The following is a 15,040-nucleotide window of genomic DNA, read 5'->3' on the forward strand; positions in this document are numbered from 1 at the left end:
TCGACCATGCTGATCCCCCGGAAGGTCAAGCACCGCAAGCAGCACCACCCCAAGCGTCGGGGTGTGGCCAAGGGCGGCACCAAGGTGACCTTCGGCGAGTACGGCATCCAGGCCGTCGAGGGGTCGTACGTCACCAACCGGCAGATCGAGGCCGCGCGTATCGCCATGACCCGGCACATCCGCCGTGGCGGCAAGGTGTGGATCAACATCTTCCCGGACCGTCCGCTGACCAAGAAGCCCGCCGAGACCCGGATGGGTTCCGGTAAGGGCTCGGTCGAGTGGTGGGTGGCCAACGTCAAGCCGGGCCGGGTGATGTTCGAGATCTCCTACCCGAACGAGCAGGTGGCCCGGGAGGCGCTGCAGCGCGCCATCCACAAGCTGCCGATGAAGTGCAAGATCGTGAAGCGAGAGGTCGGTGAGGGCTGATGGCCAAGGGTCTTACCGCCGACGAGCTGCGTACCGAGCCCCAGGATGAGCTGGTCAAGAAGCTCAAGGAGGCCAAGGAGGAGCTCTTCAACCTCCGCTTCCAGGCCGCGACCGGCCAGCTGGAGAGCCACGGGCGGCTGCGCACCGTCAAGCGTGAGATCGCCCGCATCTACACCGTGATGCGGGAGCGTGAGCTCGGCATCGTCACGGTCACCGAGGAGACGGAGTCCGCGGAGGGCAAGGGCGACGATGACTGAAACCACGACTGAGCAGACGCAGCGCGGCACCCGCAAGGTGCTGGAGGGCCTGGTGGTCAGCGACAAGATGGACAAGACCGTGGTCGTGTCCGTCGAGGACCGCGTCAAGCACCCCAAGTACCACAAGGTGATCCGGCGCACGAAGAAGTACAAGGCGCACGACGAGGCCAACGCGTGCGGCGTCGGCGACCGCGTCCGCCTCATGGAGACCCGTCCGCTGTCGGCGACCAAGCGCTGGCGCGTGGTGGAGATCCTCGAAAAGGCCAAGTGATCGAGGCCAGGTAAACCCATTGGTTCCGCCAGGCTCCTCCGGGCTCGTCCTGGAGGAGAACCGGTGTGACGAACAGGAGTTGACGTGATCCAGCAGGAGTCGCGACTCAAGGTCGCCGACAACACGGGTGCCAAGGAGATCCTGTGCATCCGCGTGCTCGGCGGCTCGGGTCGGCGCTACGCGGGAGTCGGCGACGTCATCGTCGCGACGGTGAAGGACGCCCTTCCCGGCGCGGGCGTGAAGAAGGGCGACGTCGTCAAGGCGGTCGTCGTGCGCACCCGCAAGGAGCGCCGGCGCCCGGACGGCTCCTACATCCGCTTCGACGAGAACGCGGCCGTGCTCATCCGGGACGGCGGCGACCCCCGCGGCACCCGTATCTTCGGCCCGGTGGGCCGCGAACTGCGCGAGAAGAAGTTCATGCGGATCATCTCGCTCGCGCCGGAGGTGCTGTGATGAAGATCAGGAAGGGCGACGAGGTCATCGTCATCGCCGGCAAGGACAAGGGCGCGACCGGCAAGGTCCTGCGCGTCCTCCCGCGCGAGGAGCGCGTCGTCGTCGAGGGCGTCAACCTCATCACCAAGAACGTCAAGGCCGACCAGGCGCGTCCGGGCAAGGAGACCGGCCGTGTGACGGTCGAGGCGCCGCTGCACGTCAGCAATGTCGCGCTCGTCGAGGACGGCAAGCCGGTCCGGGTCGGGTACCGCATCAACGACGACGGCACGAAGGTCCGGATCTCGCGCCGCAGCGGTAAGGAGATCTGATTTCGATGACCGAGACCGTTACCGAGCGGCCCGTGCCGAAGCCGCGGCTGAAGCAGCGCTACCGGGACGAGATCGCCCAGGCGATGCGCGAGCGCTTCGGCTACGAGAACGTGATGCAGATCCCCACGCTGACCAAGATCACGGTCAACATGGGCGTGGGCGAGGCGGCGCGTGACGCCAAGGTGATCGAGGGCGCGATCCGCGACCTGTCGCTGATCACCGGGCAGAAGCCGAAGGTGAACCGGGCGCGCAAGTCCATCGCGCAGTTCAAGCTGCGCGAGGGCATGCCGATCGGCGCGCACTGCACGCTGCGCGGCGACCGGATGTGGGAGTTCCTCGACCGCCTGCTGACGCTGGCGCTGCCGCGCATCCGCGACTTCCGCGGACTGTCGCCCAAGCAGTTCGACGGCAACGGCAACTACACGTTCGGGCTCACCGAGCAGGTCATGTTCCACGAGGTCGACCCCGACAAGGTCGACCGGCAGCGGGGCATGGACATCACCATCGTGACCACCGCCACGAACGACGAGGAGGGCCGCGAGCTGCTCAAGCTCCTGGGCTTCCCCTTCAAGGAGAGCTGAGGATGGCGAAGAAGGCACTGATCGCCAAGGCGGCCCGTCGGCCCAAGTTCGGGGTGCGCTCGTACACCCGGTGCTCGCGCTGCGGACGTCCGCGTTCGGTCTACCGGAAGTTCGGCCTGTGCCGGGTGTGCTTCCGGGAGATGGCGCACCGGGGCGAGCTGCCCGGCATCACCAAGTCCAGCTGGTGACGACCACCAGCCCGTAATAACCACCGGGCGCCCGCGGCAGCGCGGGTGTCCACGACCACGCCAAAGGTCCACGTGTTCGGGCGAACAGAGGAAACCGTGGCGAGGGAGGGCCAGTAGGCCATGACGATGACCGACCCGATCGCAGACATGCTGACGCGTCTGCGTAACGCGAATTCGGCGTACCACGACAGCGTGGCGATGCCGTACTCGAAGATCAAGGCGCACATCGCCGAGATCCTGCAGCAGGAGGGCTACATCTCCGGCTGGCAGGTGGAGGACGCCGAGGTCGGCAAGAAGCTCGTGATCGAGCTGAAGTTCGGCCCGACCCGGGAGCGTTCGATCGCCGGCATCAAGCGGGTGTCCAAGCCGGGTCTGCGGGTGTACGCCAAGAAGGACAACCTGCCGAAGGTCCTGGGCGGCCTGGGCGTCGCGATCATCTCGACGTCCTCGGGCCTCATGACGGACCGGCAGGCGGCTAAGCGCGGCGTGGGCGGCGAAGTCCTCGCCTACGTCTGGTGAGGGGGGTTTAACGACATGTCGCGTATCGGACGTCTCCCCATCACCGTGCCCAGCGGCGTCGAGGTCAGGATCGACGGCCGGGAGGTCACCGTCAAGGGGCCCAAGGGTGAGCTGCGGCACACCGTCGCCGAGCCCATCGAGGTGAAGCTGGAGGACGGCAAGGTCACCGTGACCCGGCCGAACGACATCAACACCGTCCGGGGTCTGCACGGCCTGACCCGCACGCTGATCAACAACATGGTGGTCGGCGTGACGGAGGGCTACCGCAAGACCCTGGTCATCCAGGGCGTGGGCTACCGGGTGCAGCAGAAGGGCACGGACCTGGAGTTCTCCCTGGGCTACAGCCACCCGATCAACGTCGCTCCGCCGGAGGGCATCACCTTCCGCGTGGAGAAGCCGACCCAGCTGGTCGTCGAGGGCATCGACAAGCAGAAGGTCGGCGAGGTCGCCGCCAACATTCGCAAGCTGCGCAAGCCCGACCCGTACAAGGGCAAGGGCGTGCGGTACGAGGGCGAGCAGATCCGCCGCAAGGTCGGAAAGGCTGGTAAGTGATCATGGCGGGCACCAAGACCCTGGCCAGGAAGAACACCGCGGCGCGGCTGAAGTCCCGGCGGCGCCGGCACCTGCGGGTCCGCAAGAAGGTCGTCGGCACCGCCGCGCGGCCGCGCCTCGTCGTGACCCGGTCCAACCTGCACATCCGGGCGCAGGTCATCGACGACGACCGGGGGCACACCCTGGTGTCGGCGTCCACCATGGAGGCCGACCTGCGCGCCGACTCCGGCGACAAGAGCGCCAAGGCCCGCAAGGTGGGCGAGCTGGTCGCCGCCCGTGCCAAGCAGGCCGGGATCACCGCCGTGGTCTTCGACCGTGGCGGCAACAAGTACCACGGTCGCATCGCCGCCCTGGCGGACGGTGCGCGCGAGGGCGGGCTGGAGTTCTGATGCTCAGGGCCCACGAACCGCAAGACGAGAAGAGGTACCACTGATGGCAGCGCAGAGGCGCGGTGGCGGTCAGGGTGGCGACCGTCGCGACGGCCGCCGCGACGACCGCCGCGGTGGCGCCGACAAGGGCCAGTCGTACATCGAGAAGGTCGTGGCGATCAACCGGGTCGCCAAGGTCGTCAAGGGCGGCCGGCGCTTCAGCTTCACCGCCCTGGTGATCGTCGGTGACGGCAACGGCACGGTCGGCGTCGGATACGGCAAGGCCAAGGAGGTGCCCGCGGCGATCGCCAAGGGCGTCGAGGAGGCCAAGAAGCACTTCTTCAAGGTGCCGCGCATCCAGGGCACCATTCCGCACCTGGTGCAGGCGCGGGACGCGGCGGGCGAGGTCCTGCTGCGGCCGGCCAGCCCGGGTACCGGTGTGATCGCCGGTGGCCCGGTGCGCGCGGTGCTGGAGTGCGCCGGCATCCACGACGTGCTGAGCAAGTCGCTGGGCAGCGACAACGCGATCAACATCGTGCACGCCACGATCGCCGGGCTCAAGCAGCTCAAGCGGCCCGAGGAGATCGCGGCCAAGCGCGGCCTGCCGATCGAGGACGTGGCCCCGGCCGCCATGCTGCGGGCGCGCGCCGCCGGCAGCGAGCCGCGTGCGGAGGTGGCGTCGTAATGGCCCAGGTGAAGATCACCCAGGTCAAGTCGGTGATCAGCGAGAAGCAGAACCAGCGTGACACGCTGCGCACGCTCGGTCTGAAGAAGATCGGGCAGAGCGTGGTCCGGGAGGACTCGCGGCAGCTGCGCGGCATGATCCGGACGGTGAACCACCTGGTCGCCGTCGAGGAGGTCGACTGACCATGGCGACCGATCTGAGCAAGGACTCGGCCGGTACCGAGGGCGCTCCGCTCAAGGTGCACGACCTGCGTCCGGCGCCCGGCGCCAACCGCCGCAAGACCCGCAAGGGCCGCGGTGAGGCGTCCAAGGGCAAGACCGCCGGTCGCGGCACCAAGGGCACCAAGGCCCGCGACACCGTGCCCGTCGGGTTCGAGGGCGGTCAGATGCCGCTGATCCGCCGGGTGCCGAAGCTCAAGGGCTTCAAGAACCCGAACCGGGTCGAGTTCCAGGTGGTGAACCTGGACAAGCTGGCCGAGCTGTACCCGCAGGGCGGCGAGGTGACCGCCGACGACCTGGCGGCCCGGGGCGCGGTGCGCCGCGGCCGTCCGGTCAAGGTGCTGGGCGAGGGCGACATCTCCGTGGCCGTCCAGGTCCGGGCGCACGCCTTCTCCGCTTCGGCCAAGGAGAAGATCGAGGCGGCCGGCGGGTCCGCCGAGACTCTGTAAGAAGGACACCGGCACAGTGACACCGGGGCCGTTGACGACGCGGCCGAGCATTCCGCGGGGGGACCAACCCCCGCGGACCCCCGGCCTTCGGGACAGGGGCGACCTTCGGGTCGATGTGGTCGGCGACACGGCCCCGGTGTCGTGTGCTGTTAGAGTCGGGGCGACGGCGGTGGTATCTTTCGGCGTCCGCCGTCTACGACCTGTAACCGGCCCCTCGGCGGCCATGGATTCACCAGTCGCGCAGGAGGAATGGTGCTGACCGCGTTCGCTCGGGCATTTCGTACGCCTGACCTGCGTAAGAAAATACTCTTCACGCTATTCATCATCGTGGTCTTCCGCATCGGGTCGGTGCTGCCGTCCCCGGGCGTGAACACCGAGGTCCTGCGCGAGACCGCCGACCAGGCCAAGCAGAGCAACCAGCTGTACGGGCTGGTGGACCTGTTCAGCGGCGGCGCGCTGCTGAAGCTGTCGGTGTTCGCGTTGGGCATCATGCCCTACATCACCGCGAGCATCATCCTGCAGCTGCTGACCGTCGTGATCCCCAAGCTGGAGGCCCTCAAGAAGGAGGGCCAGGCCGGCACCACGAAGATCACCCAGTACACCCGGTACCTGACCGTGGGGCTGGCGATCCTGCAGGCGACCGGCATCGTGGCCATGGCCAGTACCGGGCAGCTGTTCCAGGGCGTGTCGGGGGGCGGTGACGTCCTCTACAACAACGACCTCGCCACGATCATCACGATCGTGATCTGCATGACCGCGGGCACCGCGGTCATCATGTGGTTGGGCGAGCTGATCACCGACCGCGGCGTCGGCAACGGCATGTCCATCCTGATCTTCACCCAGGTGGTCGCGGTGTTCCCGGCCCAGTTCTGGGCGATCTACCAGGGTCAGCCGGAGGACCGCCGGATCTTCGTGTTCGCGCTGGTGATCCTGGTGGGTCTGGCGATCATGGCGGGCGTCGTGTTCGTCGAGCAGGCCCAGCGCCGCATCCCGGTGCAGTACGCCAAGCGGATGGTCGGGCGGCGGATGTACGGCGGCACGTCCACCTACATCCCGCTGAAGGTCAACCAGGCCGGCATCATCCCGGTCATCTTCGCCTCGTCGCTGCTGTACCTGCCGGTCCTGGCCACGCAGCTGTGGCCGAACACCAAGTGGCTCCAGAACGTCCAGCCCTACCTGCAGCAGGACAACCCCTGGCACATGGCGGTGTTCTTCGCCTTCATCATCTTCTTCACGTACTTCTACGTCGCCATCACCTTCAACCCCACCGAAGTGGCCGACAACATGAAGAAGTATGGTGGTTTCATCCCGGGTATTCGTCCGGGCCGGCCGACCGCCGAGTACCTCGACTACGTGCTCACCCGGATCACCACGCCCGGCGCGTTGTACCTGGGGCTCGTCGCCCTCATCCCGATGGTGGCGTTCTCGCTGTTGAACGCCACCCAGGACTTCCCGTTCGGGGGCACGAGCATCCTCATCGTCGTCGGCGTGGGACTGGATACCGTGAAGCAGATCGAAAGTCAGCTCCAGCAGCGCAACTACGAGGGCTTCCTCCGGTAGTGCGTATCGTCCTGGTGGGCCCCCCTGGTGCGGGTAAGGGGACGCAGGCCCAGTTCATCGCATCGCATCTGTCCATCCCGAAGATCTCGACAGGTGACATCTTCCGGGCGAACGTCAGCAACGGCACCGAGCTGGGCCGTAAGGCCAAGGCGTACATGGACCGCGGCGACCTGGTGCCGGACGAGATCACCATCGCCATGGTGCGCGACCGGCTGGCGCAGGACGACGCCCGGGACGGGTTCCTGCTGGACGGCTTCCCGCGCAACGTCCCGCAGGCCGAGACGCTCAAGAAGATCCTGGCCGAGTGGGACGCCCGCCTGGACATCGTCCTGGAACTCGTGGTCGACGAGGACGAGGTGGTGCGCCGCCTGTCGGGCCGGCGCACCTGCTCGCGCTGCGGCCGCATCTGGCACGTCGACTTCGACGACAAGCAGGACGACATCTGCGACGACTGCGGCGGCGAGCTGTTCCAGCGCGACGACGACCGCGAGGAGGTCGTCCGGCACCGCCTGGAGGTCTACCAGCAGCAGACCTCGCCGCTGGTGCAGTTCTACGCCGACGAGGGCATCCTGGTCGGCATCGACGCCACCGGGCCGATCGAAGAGGTGACCCACCGGGCGCTGGCGGCGCTGCGCCCGCTGGAGCGGTGACCTTCGGGTCCGGCAGTACGCGCGGTTCAGGCGTACGCGCGCGTCCGTCGCAGCGGTGACGCGCGCGTACGCTGGACGCACGGCCTCGATGTGATCGAGGGCGGTCGACGGGGACGGCGGCCCGGCCCGGCACCGGCGGGCGCCCCCCACAGGTAGGCAGGCCGCGCGCGGGCGGTCCCGGCGCGCGGTACAGGGAGTGGCATGTTCCGACGGCGTAGGCCCGCGATCCAGATCAAGACGCCCGAGCAGGTGGAGCTGATGCGGGAGGCGGGCCTGCTGGTGGCCCGCACCCTGGAGCTGCTGCGCGAGGCGGTCAAGCCGGGCATCACCACGATGGACCTGGACGTGCTGGCCGAGACGCACATCCGCGACCACGGCGGCGTGCCGTCGTTCAAGGGCTACCACGGCTTCCCGGCGACGATCTGCGCGTCGGTGAACGAGGAGATCGTGCACGGCATCCCGCGGGCCGACAAGGAGCTGCGGGACGGCGACGTGATCTCCATCGACTGCGGCGCGATCGTGCAGGGCTGGCACGGCGACTCGGCGGTGACCGTCCCGGTGGGGGAGATCTCGGCCGAGCGGCGGCGGCTGCTGGAGGTCACCGAGGCGTCCCTGTGGGCCGGTCTGGCGGCCGGAGTGGTCGGGGCGCACCTGACCGACATCTCGCACGCGATCGAGTCTCACATCCGCTCTCAGGGCCGCTACGGCATCGTCGAGGGGTACGGGGGGCACGGCATCGGCACCGAGATGCACATGGACCCGCTGATCGCCAACCACGGCGCCCCGGGGTACGGGCCGGTGCTGGAGCCGGGCATGTGCTTCGCGGTCGAGCCGATGGTCAACCTCGGCGGCAAGGACACCCTGGAGCTGGACGACGGCTGGACGGTGGTCACCGTCGACGGCAGCGTGTCGGCGCACTTCGAGCACACCTTCGCGGTGACGCCGCAGGGCCCGCGCGTGCTGACGGCCATTGACGAGGGGCGGGAGTGGCTGGCCAAGTTGACGGGTAGTAGTTCCTCCTGAGAACCGCGAAGGGGCTGGCATGCCGCCGAACCCTGACATCCGTGCCTCCGACGCCGACCGCGACAGGGTGGCCGAGCTGCTGCGCGAGCACTGCGCGCAGGGCCGCATCACCGTGGACGAGCTGAACGAGCGGCTGGAGACCGTCTACGCGTCCAGGACGCTGGGGCAGCTGCAGGAGGTCACCGCGGACCTGCCCGAGGAGGACCTGTACGAGCTGCCCGTCCCCGCGTCGCAGCGCGCCACCGTGGAGCCCGTGCGCGGCCGGGGCGTCCTGGAGCGGCGCGGCCGGGAGGTGTGGGCGACGTGGGCCGTCGTCAGCGCGGTCAACCTGGGGATCTGGCTGATCCTGGCGGTCACCGGCACCATGGTCTACCCGTGGTGGATCTGGGTGGCGGGGCCGTGGGGCGCGGTGCTGCTCATCGGCACGGTGCTGGGGACGCGGAGGCGCTGAACCCGGCGCCGGAGTTCACCGCCCCCGACCTCACCGCCCCCGAGTTTCATCCCCCCGAGGTCATTCCACCTGCATGAGCGGCCGGTAGTTGCCGGTCGGCACGAAGTGCGTGGTGGCCGTTCCGTCGGCGACCAGATGCACGGCGAATCCGGCGGGTTCCCCGGTGAGCGCGGCGCGTCCCGGACGCGTCATGTCCAGGAACAGCTGCCGGTAGGTGCTGGGGCAGGTGGTGCCCACCGTCCCGGCCAGCGACCCGACGGTCCCTCGGTGCACGTGCCCGCTGACGACGCGCACGACCTGCCGGTGCCGGGCGATGATCTCGGCGAACGCGGCCGCGTCGGTGAAGCGCATGTCGTCGACGAAGCGGATGCCGATCGGGTACGGCGGGTGGTGCGTGGCCACGATCGTGGGGGTGTCCGGCATCTCGGCCAGGGTGCGGTCCAGCCAGGCCAGGCGCCCTTCGTCCATGGACCCGTGCGACTTGCCCGGAACGCTGGTGTCGCAGCACACCAGGCGCGTGCCGGCCACGTCCACGGCGTACTGAACGGGGGCCTGGGGCTCCCCGCCGGTGGCGGCGACGGCGGGATGGTCGCGGAACGCCGCGCGCAGGGCGTCGCGGTCGTCGTGGTTGCCGGGCAGCGGGTAGACGGCCATCGGCAGGGGCGACAGCAGCGCGTGCAGCCGTTCGTACTCGGCGGGCCGCCCGCCGTCGGCCAGGTCGCCGGTCAGCACCACTGCGTCGGGCCGTGCGGGCAGCGACAGCAGGCTCGACACCGCCGTCCGCAGCGCCCGCACCGGGCCCGAGGCGTCGTCGACCACGCCGTCCCGGCCCGCCGCCAGGTGGATGTCGCTGAGCTGCGCGATGATCGCCATGGATCTCCCCCTCCTTCCGGCATACCACGAAGCGCCCGGACGGCCCTGCGGCGTCCGTCTCCCGTGCCGGCCCTGTGTTGATCTTGGCGGCCGCTCGGCCGCCCTGTCGACTCGCCTCCGGGAGACGTGAGTCATCCCACCGCGTGACCGCCGCGTGGCCGTCCTGCCGGGTTGGCGCCGGGCGTCCGGCGACGGCCTGGGCGAACGTCCGGCGTGGCGGGCGGCGGTCGGCCTGCGGGCGGGCGCGGGACGTGCGTCAGGGACGCGGGCGGTCGGGCGGTGGCGCTCTTCAAGCGACCTGGGCGATCACGGCCGACAGCGCGGAGGTGACGTCCTCGGGGGCGGGGGCCACGTCGGGCACGATGTCGCGCAGCGCCAGCCAGCCGTTGATGGCCTGGGCGGTCGGCCGGGCCTCGCGCAGCTGCGGGTCGTCCACGCCGTACCAGGCGGCCACCTTCGACCAGCGCCACAGCCGGTGGCCGGCCGAGGACATCTCCGCGGCGGGGAACCCGCCGGGGCCGCGGGCGCCGGTGATCGACAGGCGCACCGAGTCGGGGGAGCGGCCGACCCGTTCGGCGATGTCGCGGATGGTCAGCAGGGGGTCGGCCTCGACCCGCTGCACCCGCGCGCCCGGGGCGGCCTCCTCCACGTGCGCCACCACCTCCATGATCGCGGCGGCCAGCGTGGGGCCCTGCCAGGTGCACTGCGCGTTGCCGGGCCGGTCGGCGTGCTGCGGCTCGGTGATGATGGACACGGTGACCAGCCCGCGGGTGCGGTCGAACAGCGGGTCCAGCTCCTCCTCGTAGAGGGGACGGCTCAGGACCAGCGCGAAGTCATAGCCCGGCATGCCGAGCCCCTCTCTGTGCTCCGCGCGCCTGCTGTCACGACCGACGCTCCTTCGAACCCCGCCCACCAGCCCCCATCAACGGACGCCTCCCTCAAGGATCCCTCATGGAAAGGTACAACGCGCGGGCGGCGATATGCTTGTGCGGGAGCAGTGTCGGGGCCCCAAACGCGCGCTCGTTTCGCATTCACGGCCCCAGTGCCGTAGACTCCTTTGTCGGTCCACCATCCGGCCGCCTTTCACCCATGCCTCAGTGCCCCTGGCGCCCTGGCGACGGGCCGCGGTCGTGTGTCGCGCGGCGACGCCGGGCCGTATCCGATGAACCGATCAGCAAAGCGCGGAGGACATGCCCAAGAAAGAAGGGGCCATCGAGATCGAGGGCACCGTCGTCGAGTCCCTCCCGAACGCCATGTTCCGAGTGGAGCTGGACAACGGGCACAAGGTGCTCGCCCACATCAGCGGCAAGATGCGGATGCACTACATCCGGATCCTGCCGGACGACCGCGTCGTCGTGGAGCTGAGCCCCTACGACCTCACGCGCGGTCGGATCGTCTACCGCTACAAGTGAACCAGTCCCACTGAGGTTGCCTCTCCCGCGTGTGGCGGCGCGGGGGTGACCCTGGCAATAGGAGACCCAGTGAAGGTCAAGCCGAGCGTCAAGAAGATCTGCAACAAGTGCCGGGTGATCCGGCGCCACGGCCGGGTCATGGTCATCTGCTCCGACCCGCGCCACAAGCAGCGTCAGGGCTGACGTCCCGGGCGTGTCGCCCCGCTCGCCGGGGGGCCACGCGCGAGGAACAGTCCACATCTGAAGACAGCGCAGCGCGAGCCTTCACACTCCACGCCGTACGTCTCGCCGGGATGCTCCCCCTGGGAGCTCCCTGGAGGGTCGTACGGCATGGTCGTGTGAAGGGACCCACCCCCGGACGGAGGCCGGGGCCGCCACCCGGGCAGGGTGTGAGCGGGCCGCGATGCGTCGACACCTCCGCTACATGAAGGGAACTGCCCGAGATGGCACGCCTGTTGGGCGTCGACCTCCCGCGCGACAAGCGCGTGGAGATCGCTCTCACCTACATCTTCGGCATCGGCCGGACGCGCGCGCAGGAGACCCTGCGCGCCACCGAGATCAACCCGGACCTGCGCGTCCACCAGCTCGGCGACGAGGAACTGGTCAAGCTGCGGGACTGGATCGAGGCCAACTACAAGATCGAAGGCGACCTGCGCCGGGAGATCCAGGCCGACATCCGCCGGAAGATCGAGATCGGGTGCTACCAGGGCATCCGGCACCGCCGCGGACTGCCCGTGCACGGCCAGCGCACGCAGACCAACGCGCGCACCCGCAAGGGCAAGAAGAAGACCGTGGCCGGGAAGAAGAAGGCCGGCAAGAAGTAACAGCCGTCCGGGTCCCCGTCCGCTCGCCGGGCCGGGAGCCCGGGTCGATGACCTCAGGAGTAGAGAGAGCAGATGCCTCCCAAGAGCCGAGCCGGCGCCAAGAAGGTGCGCCGCAAGGAGAAGAAGAACGTCGCGCACGGTCACGCGCACATCAAGAGCACGTTCAACAACACCATCGTTTCGATCACCGACCCGAACGGGAACGTGATCTCCTGGGCCTCCTCGGGCCACGTGGGCTTCAAGGGTTCGCGCAAGTCGACCCCGTACGCCGCCCAGCAGGCGGCCGAGGCCGCCGCCCGCCGCGCCATGGAGCACGGCATGCGCAAGGTGGACGTGTTCGTCAAGGGCCCGGGTTCGGGTCGTGAGACCGCCATCCGGTCGCTGCAGGCCACCGGCCTGGAGGTGGGCTCGATCCAGGACGTCACGCCCGTTCCGCACAACGGCTGCCGGCCGCCCAAGCGCCGCCGCGTCTGAGCCGGTAGAGGAGATCAGGAGAGATGGCTCGTTACACCGGCGCCGACTGCAAGCTCTGCCGGCGCGAGAAGATGAAGCTGTTCCTCAAGGGCAGCAAGTGCGAGGGCCCCAAGTGCCCGATCGAGATCCGGCCCTACCCGCCGGGTGAGCACGGCCGGGGCCGTCCCAAGGAGACCGAGTACCTGCTCCAGCTGCGCGAGAAGCAGAAGGCCAAGCGCATCTACGGCGTGCTGGAGCGGCAGTTCGGTAACTACTACGTCGAGGCCAACCGGCAGGGCGGCAAGACGGGTGAGAACCTGCTGCGCCTGCTGGAGCGCCGCCTCGACAACGTGGTGTTCCGGGCGGGCTTCGCCAAGTCCCGGGACATGGCCCGGCAGATGATCCGCCACGGTCACTTCCTGGTCAACGGCAAGAAGGTCAACATCCCCTCGTACCAGGTCAGCGAGGCCGACATCGTCGAGGTCCGGCAGAAGTCGCTGCCGATGGCCCCGTTCGAGGTCGCCCGCGCCGAGGCCGGCGAGCGCCAGGTCCCGGCCTGGCTGGGGGTGCAGATCGACGGCCGGATGCGGATCTTCGTGCACTCGCTGCCGGTCCGCCAGCAGATCGACGCTCCCGTCCAGGAGCAGCTGATCGTCGAGCTCTACTCCAAGTAAGGGCTCACCCCGGATTCGCGCCGGGCCCGCAGGCTCGGCGCGAATCCGGACAAACGGGGTACAACTCCATCGCGGTCGTCAAATAGCGGGCACCGCGGAAAGAAGGTTCCATCATGCTCATCGCTCAGCGTCCCACCCTCACCGAGGAGCAGGTCGACGAGTACCGGTCGCGGTTCACCATCGAGCCGCTGGAGCCGGGCTTCGGCTACACCATCGGCAACTCGCTGCGCCGCACCCTGCTGTCCTCGATCCCCGGCGCCGCCGTCACCAGCATCCGCATCGAGGGCGTGCTGCACGAGTTCTCCACCGTCCCGGGGGTCAAGGAGGACGTCACCGACATCATCCTGAACCTCAAGGAGCTCGTCGTCTCCTCCGAGCACGACGAGCCGGTGGTGATGTACCTGCGCAAGCAGGGCCCGGGTGAGGTGACCGCGGCCGACATCGCGCCGCCGGCGGGGGTCGAGGTGCACAACCCCGACCTGCACATCGCCACGCTGAACAACAAGGCCAAGCTGGAGATGGAGCTGACGGTCGAGCGCGGCCGCGGCTACGTCTCGGCGGCCCAGAACAAGCAGCCGGGCCAGGAGATCGGCCGGATCCCGATCGACTCGATCTACTCGCCCGTCCTGAAGGTCACCTACAAGGTCGAGGCGACCCGAGTCGAGCAGCGCACCGACTTCGACCGGCTCATCCTGGACGTGGAGACCAAGCAGGCCATGCTGCCGCGCGACGCGGTGGCCTCGGCCGGCAAGACCCTGGTCGAGCTGTTCGGGCTGGCCCGCGAGCTCAACGTCGAGGCCGAGGGCATCGACATGGGCCCGTCCCCGACCGACGCGGCCCTGGCCGCCGACCTCGCGCTGCCGATCGAGGAGCTGAACCTCACGGTCCGCTCCTACAACTGCCTCAAGCGCGAGGGCATCCACTCGGTCGGCGAGCTGGTCGCCCGCAGCGAGCAGGACCTGCTCGACATCCGCAACTTCGGCGCCAAGTCCATCGAGGAGGTCAAGCAGAAGCTGGCCGACATGGGCCTGTCGCTGAAGGACTCCCCGCCCGGATTCGACCCGAGCGCGGCCGCGGACAACTACGGCGACGACGACACCAGCTACGCCGAGACCGAGCAGTACTGATCCGCGAACGACCCCCGTCGCGACGGGGTGGGACGCGGGTCCGCCCGCCCGGGCGGACCCGCGTTCCGTGAACAACGAGTAACCGACACGATGATCCCGCCGCGTGCGTCACGACGGCGGGCGACTGACGCCGGTACCTGATACGGCCGGCGCAGGAAGGACACGCGATGCCCAAGCCCACCAAGGGCGCTCGCCTCGGCGGCGGCCCCGCGCACCAGCGGCTGATCCTGGCCAACCTGGCCACCCAGCTGTTCGAGCACGGGCGCATCACCACCACCGAGGCCAAGGCCCGGCGGGTGCGTCCGCTGGCGGAGAAGCTGATCACCAAGGCCAAGCGCGGTGACCTGCACAACCGCCGGCAGGTGCTGCGCGTCATCCGGGACAAGAGCGTGGTGCACGAGCTGTTCACCGAGATCGCTCCGCGCTACGAGAACCGTCCCGGCGGCTACACCCGGATCACCAAGATCGGCCCGCGCCGCGGCGACAACGCGCCGATGGCCGTGATCGAGCTGGTGCAGGAGCCGCTGGCGGCGTCCACCGGCACCGCTCCGGCCGCCGAGACCGCCGCTCCGGCGGAGGAGGCCGAGGAGAAGACCGACCTCACCAAGGGCGAGGCCGAGGCGGCGGAGTCCGCGGACGAGGCGAAGGCCGAGGCCAAGGACGACGAGGGCGACGCCAAGTAGGCCGTCCCTGAACCACGTCGGTGACGATTTCGATC

General features: G+C 69.2%; 26 protein-coding genes. 24 read left to right on the forward strand and 2 right to left on the reverse strand.

The annotated features are described in order from the left end of the window. Positions 1-6 precede the first annotated feature (6 nt). The 17 genes from rplP to ABD811_RS16160 all read left to right on the forward strand — a co-directional run bounded on the left by rplP (position 7) and on the right by ABD811_RS16160 (position 8,959). On the forward strand, positions 7-426 hold the full coding sequence (gene rplP, locus ABD811_RS16080) for a 50S ribosomal protein L16 (protein ID WP_344947556.1): 420 nt from the start codon (positions 7-9) through the stop codon (positions 424-426). Then, on the forward strand, positions 426-683 hold the full coding sequence (gene rpmC, locus ABD811_RS16085; RefSeq protein ID WP_344947559.1) for a 50S ribosomal protein L29: 258 nt from the start codon (positions 426-428) through the stop codon (positions 681-683). The genes rplP and rpmC overlap by 1 nt, the downstream gene beginning before the upstream one ends. Then, entirely contained in the window at positions 676-954 is a 279-nt protein-coding gene (gene rpsQ, locus ABD811_RS16090) for a 30S ribosomal protein S17 (RefSeq protein WP_344947562.1), read from the forward strand. Before rpmC ends, rpsQ begins: the two co-directional genes overlap by 8 nt. Positions 955-1,038: 84 nt before the next feature. After that, positions 1,039-1,407 (forward strand): 50S ribosomal protein L14, encoded by a 369-nt coding sequence (gene rplN / locus ABD811_RS16095; RefSeq protein WP_067912161.1) that lies wholly within the window; start codon positions 1,039-1,041, stop codon positions 1,405-1,407. Next, entirely contained in the window at positions 1,407-1,715 is a 309-nt protein-coding gene (gene rplX / locus ABD811_RS16100) for a 50S ribosomal protein L24 (RefSeq protein WP_344947566.1), read from the forward strand. Before rplN ends, rplX begins: the two co-directional genes overlap by 1 nt. Positions 1,716-1,720: 5 nt before the next feature. Further along, positions 1,721-2,296, forward strand: coding sequence for a 50S ribosomal protein L5 (rplE, locus tag ABD811_RS16105; protein WP_344947569.1), 576 nt, complete (start codon positions 1,721-1,723; stop codon positions 2,294-2,296). Between the two features lie 2 nt (positions 2,297-2,298). After that, on the forward strand, positions 2,299-2,484 hold the full coding sequence (locus ABD811_RS16110) for a type Z 30S ribosomal protein S14 (RefSeq protein WP_344947572.1): 186 nt from the start codon (positions 2,299-2,301) through the stop codon (positions 2,482-2,484). A gap of 120 nt (positions 2,485-2,604) precedes the next feature. After that, positions 2,605-3,003 (forward strand): 30S ribosomal protein S8, encoded by a 399-nt coding sequence (gene rpsH / locus ABD811_RS16115; protein WP_344947575.1) that lies wholly within the window; start codon positions 2,605-2,607, stop codon positions 3,001-3,003. 15 nt (positions 3,004-3,018) lie between these two features. After that, positions 3,019-3,555, forward strand: coding sequence for a 50S ribosomal protein L6 (gene rplF, locus ABD811_RS16120; protein ID WP_344947578.1), 537 nt, complete (start codon positions 3,019-3,021; stop codon positions 3,553-3,555). 2 nt (positions 3,556-3,557) lie between these two features. Then, complete coding sequence (gene rplR / locus ABD811_RS16125) at positions 3,558-3,944, forward strand: 50S ribosomal protein L18 (protein WP_344947581.1); 387 nt, start codon at positions 3,558-3,560, stop codon at positions 3,942-3,944. Positions 3,945-3,987: 43 nt separating this feature from the next. Next, positions 3,988-4,608, forward strand: coding sequence for a 30S ribosomal protein S5 (rpsE, locus tag ABD811_RS16130; protein WP_425549414.1), 621 nt, complete (start codon positions 3,988-3,990; stop codon positions 4,606-4,608). After that, positions 4,608-4,790, forward strand: a complete 183-nt coding sequence (gene rpmD / locus ABD811_RS16135) for a 50S ribosomal protein L30 (RefSeq protein ID WP_344947584.1) — start codon at positions 4,608-4,610, stop codon at positions 4,788-4,790. Before rpsE ends, rpmD begins: the two co-directional genes overlap by 1 nt. A 2-nt stretch (positions 4,791-4,792) precedes the next feature. Further along, on the forward strand, positions 4,793-5,275 hold the full coding sequence (gene rplO / locus ABD811_RS16140) for a 50S ribosomal protein L15 (RefSeq protein WP_344947587.1): 483 nt from the start codon (positions 4,793-4,795) through the stop codon (positions 5,273-5,275). Positions 5,276-5,527: 252 nt separating this feature from the next. Continuing rightward, positions 5,528-6,835: a preprotein translocase subunit SecY gene (gene secY / locus ABD811_RS16145; RefSeq protein ID WP_344948028.1), complete on the forward strand. Its 1,308-nt coding sequence runs from the start codon at positions 5,528-5,530 to the stop codon at positions 6,833-6,835. Next, entirely contained in the window at positions 6,835-7,485 is a 651-nt protein-coding gene (locus ABD811_RS16150; RefSeq protein WP_344947590.1) for an adenylate kinase, read from the forward strand. The genes secY and ABD811_RS16150 overlap by 1 nt, the downstream gene beginning before the upstream one ends. Before the next feature lie 201 nt (positions 7,486-7,686). Next, positions 7,687-8,508, forward strand: coding sequence for a type I methionyl aminopeptidase (map, locus tag ABD811_RS16155; protein ID WP_344947593.1), 822 nt, complete (start codon positions 7,687-7,689; stop codon positions 8,506-8,508). 19 nt (positions 8,509-8,527) lie between these two features. Beyond that, complete coding sequence (locus tag ABD811_RS16160; protein ID WP_344947596.1) at positions 8,528-8,959, forward strand: DUF1707 SHOCT-like domain-containing protein; 432 nt, start codon at positions 8,528-8,530, stop codon at positions 8,957-8,959. Between the two features lie 60 nt (positions 8,960-9,019). Here ABD811_RS16160 and ABD811_RS16165 read toward each other — a convergent pair whose 3' ends face one another. Then, positions 9,020-9,832 carry a phosphodiesterase gene (locus ABD811_RS16165; RefSeq protein WP_344947599.1) on the reverse strand — a complete coding sequence of 271 codons (813 nt, stop codon included), beginning with the start codon at positions 9,830-9,832 and terminating at the stop codon, positions 9,020-9,022. 289 nt (positions 9,833-10,121) lie between these two features. Continuing rightward, on the reverse strand, positions 10,122-10,679 hold the full coding sequence (locus ABD811_RS16170) for a hypothetical protein (protein WP_344947602.1): 558 nt from the start codon (positions 10,677-10,679) through the stop codon (positions 10,122-10,124). 343 nt (positions 10,680-11,022) lie between these two features. Between ABD811_RS16170 and infA the strand changes: the two genes are divergently transcribed. The 7 genes from infA to rplQ all read left to right on the forward strand — a co-directional run bounded on the left by infA (position 11,023) and on the right by rplQ (position 15,005). After that, the gene (gene infA / locus ABD811_RS16175) at positions 11,023-11,244 is read left to right on the forward strand and encodes a translation initiation factor IF-1 (protein WP_067912209.1); all 222 of its coding nucleotides are present in this window, start codon (positions 11,023-11,025) and stop codon (positions 11,242-11,244) included. A gap of 69 nt (positions 11,245-11,313) precedes the next feature. After that, positions 11,314-11,427, forward strand: coding sequence for a 50S ribosomal protein L36 (rpmJ, locus tag ABD811_RS16180; protein ID WP_021596712.1), 114 nt, complete (start codon positions 11,314-11,316; stop codon positions 11,425-11,427). Positions 11,428-11,687: 260 nt separating this feature from the next. After that, on the forward strand, positions 11,688-12,068 hold the full coding sequence (rpsM, locus tag ABD811_RS16185; RefSeq protein WP_344947607.1) for a 30S ribosomal protein S13: 381 nt from the start codon (positions 11,688-11,690) through the stop codon (positions 12,066-12,068). 72 nt (positions 12,069-12,140) lie between these two features. Further along, positions 12,141-12,542 (forward strand): 30S ribosomal protein S11, encoded by a 402-nt coding sequence (gene rpsK / locus ABD811_RS16190; protein WP_067912217.1) that lies wholly within the window; start codon positions 12,141-12,143, stop codon positions 12,540-12,542. Between the two features lie 23 nt (positions 12,543-12,565). Beyond that, on the forward strand, positions 12,566-13,195 hold the full coding sequence (gene rpsD, locus ABD811_RS16195) for a 30S ribosomal protein S4 (protein WP_344947610.1): 630 nt from the start codon (positions 12,566-12,568) through the stop codon (positions 13,193-13,195). Positions 13,196-13,308: 113 nt separating this feature from the next. Beyond that, complete coding sequence (locus tag ABD811_RS16200; protein ID WP_344947613.1) at positions 13,309-14,322, forward strand: DNA-directed RNA polymerase subunit alpha; 1,014 nt, start codon at positions 13,309-13,311, stop codon at positions 14,320-14,322. Positions 14,323-14,489: 167 nt separating this feature from the next. Then, positions 14,490-15,005: a 50S ribosomal protein L17 gene (rplQ, locus tag ABD811_RS16205; protein ID WP_344947616.1), complete on the forward strand. Its 516-nt coding sequence runs from the start codon at positions 14,490-14,492 to the stop codon at positions 15,003-15,005. The last annotated feature ends 35 nt before the right edge of the window (positions 15,006-15,040 follow it).

Origin of the sequence: Actinomadura miaoliensis, assembly GCF_039536785.1 — a bacterium.
Lineage (GTDB): Bacteria > Actinomycetota > Actinomycetes > Streptosporangiales > Streptosporangiaceae > Spirillospora > Spirillospora miaoliensis.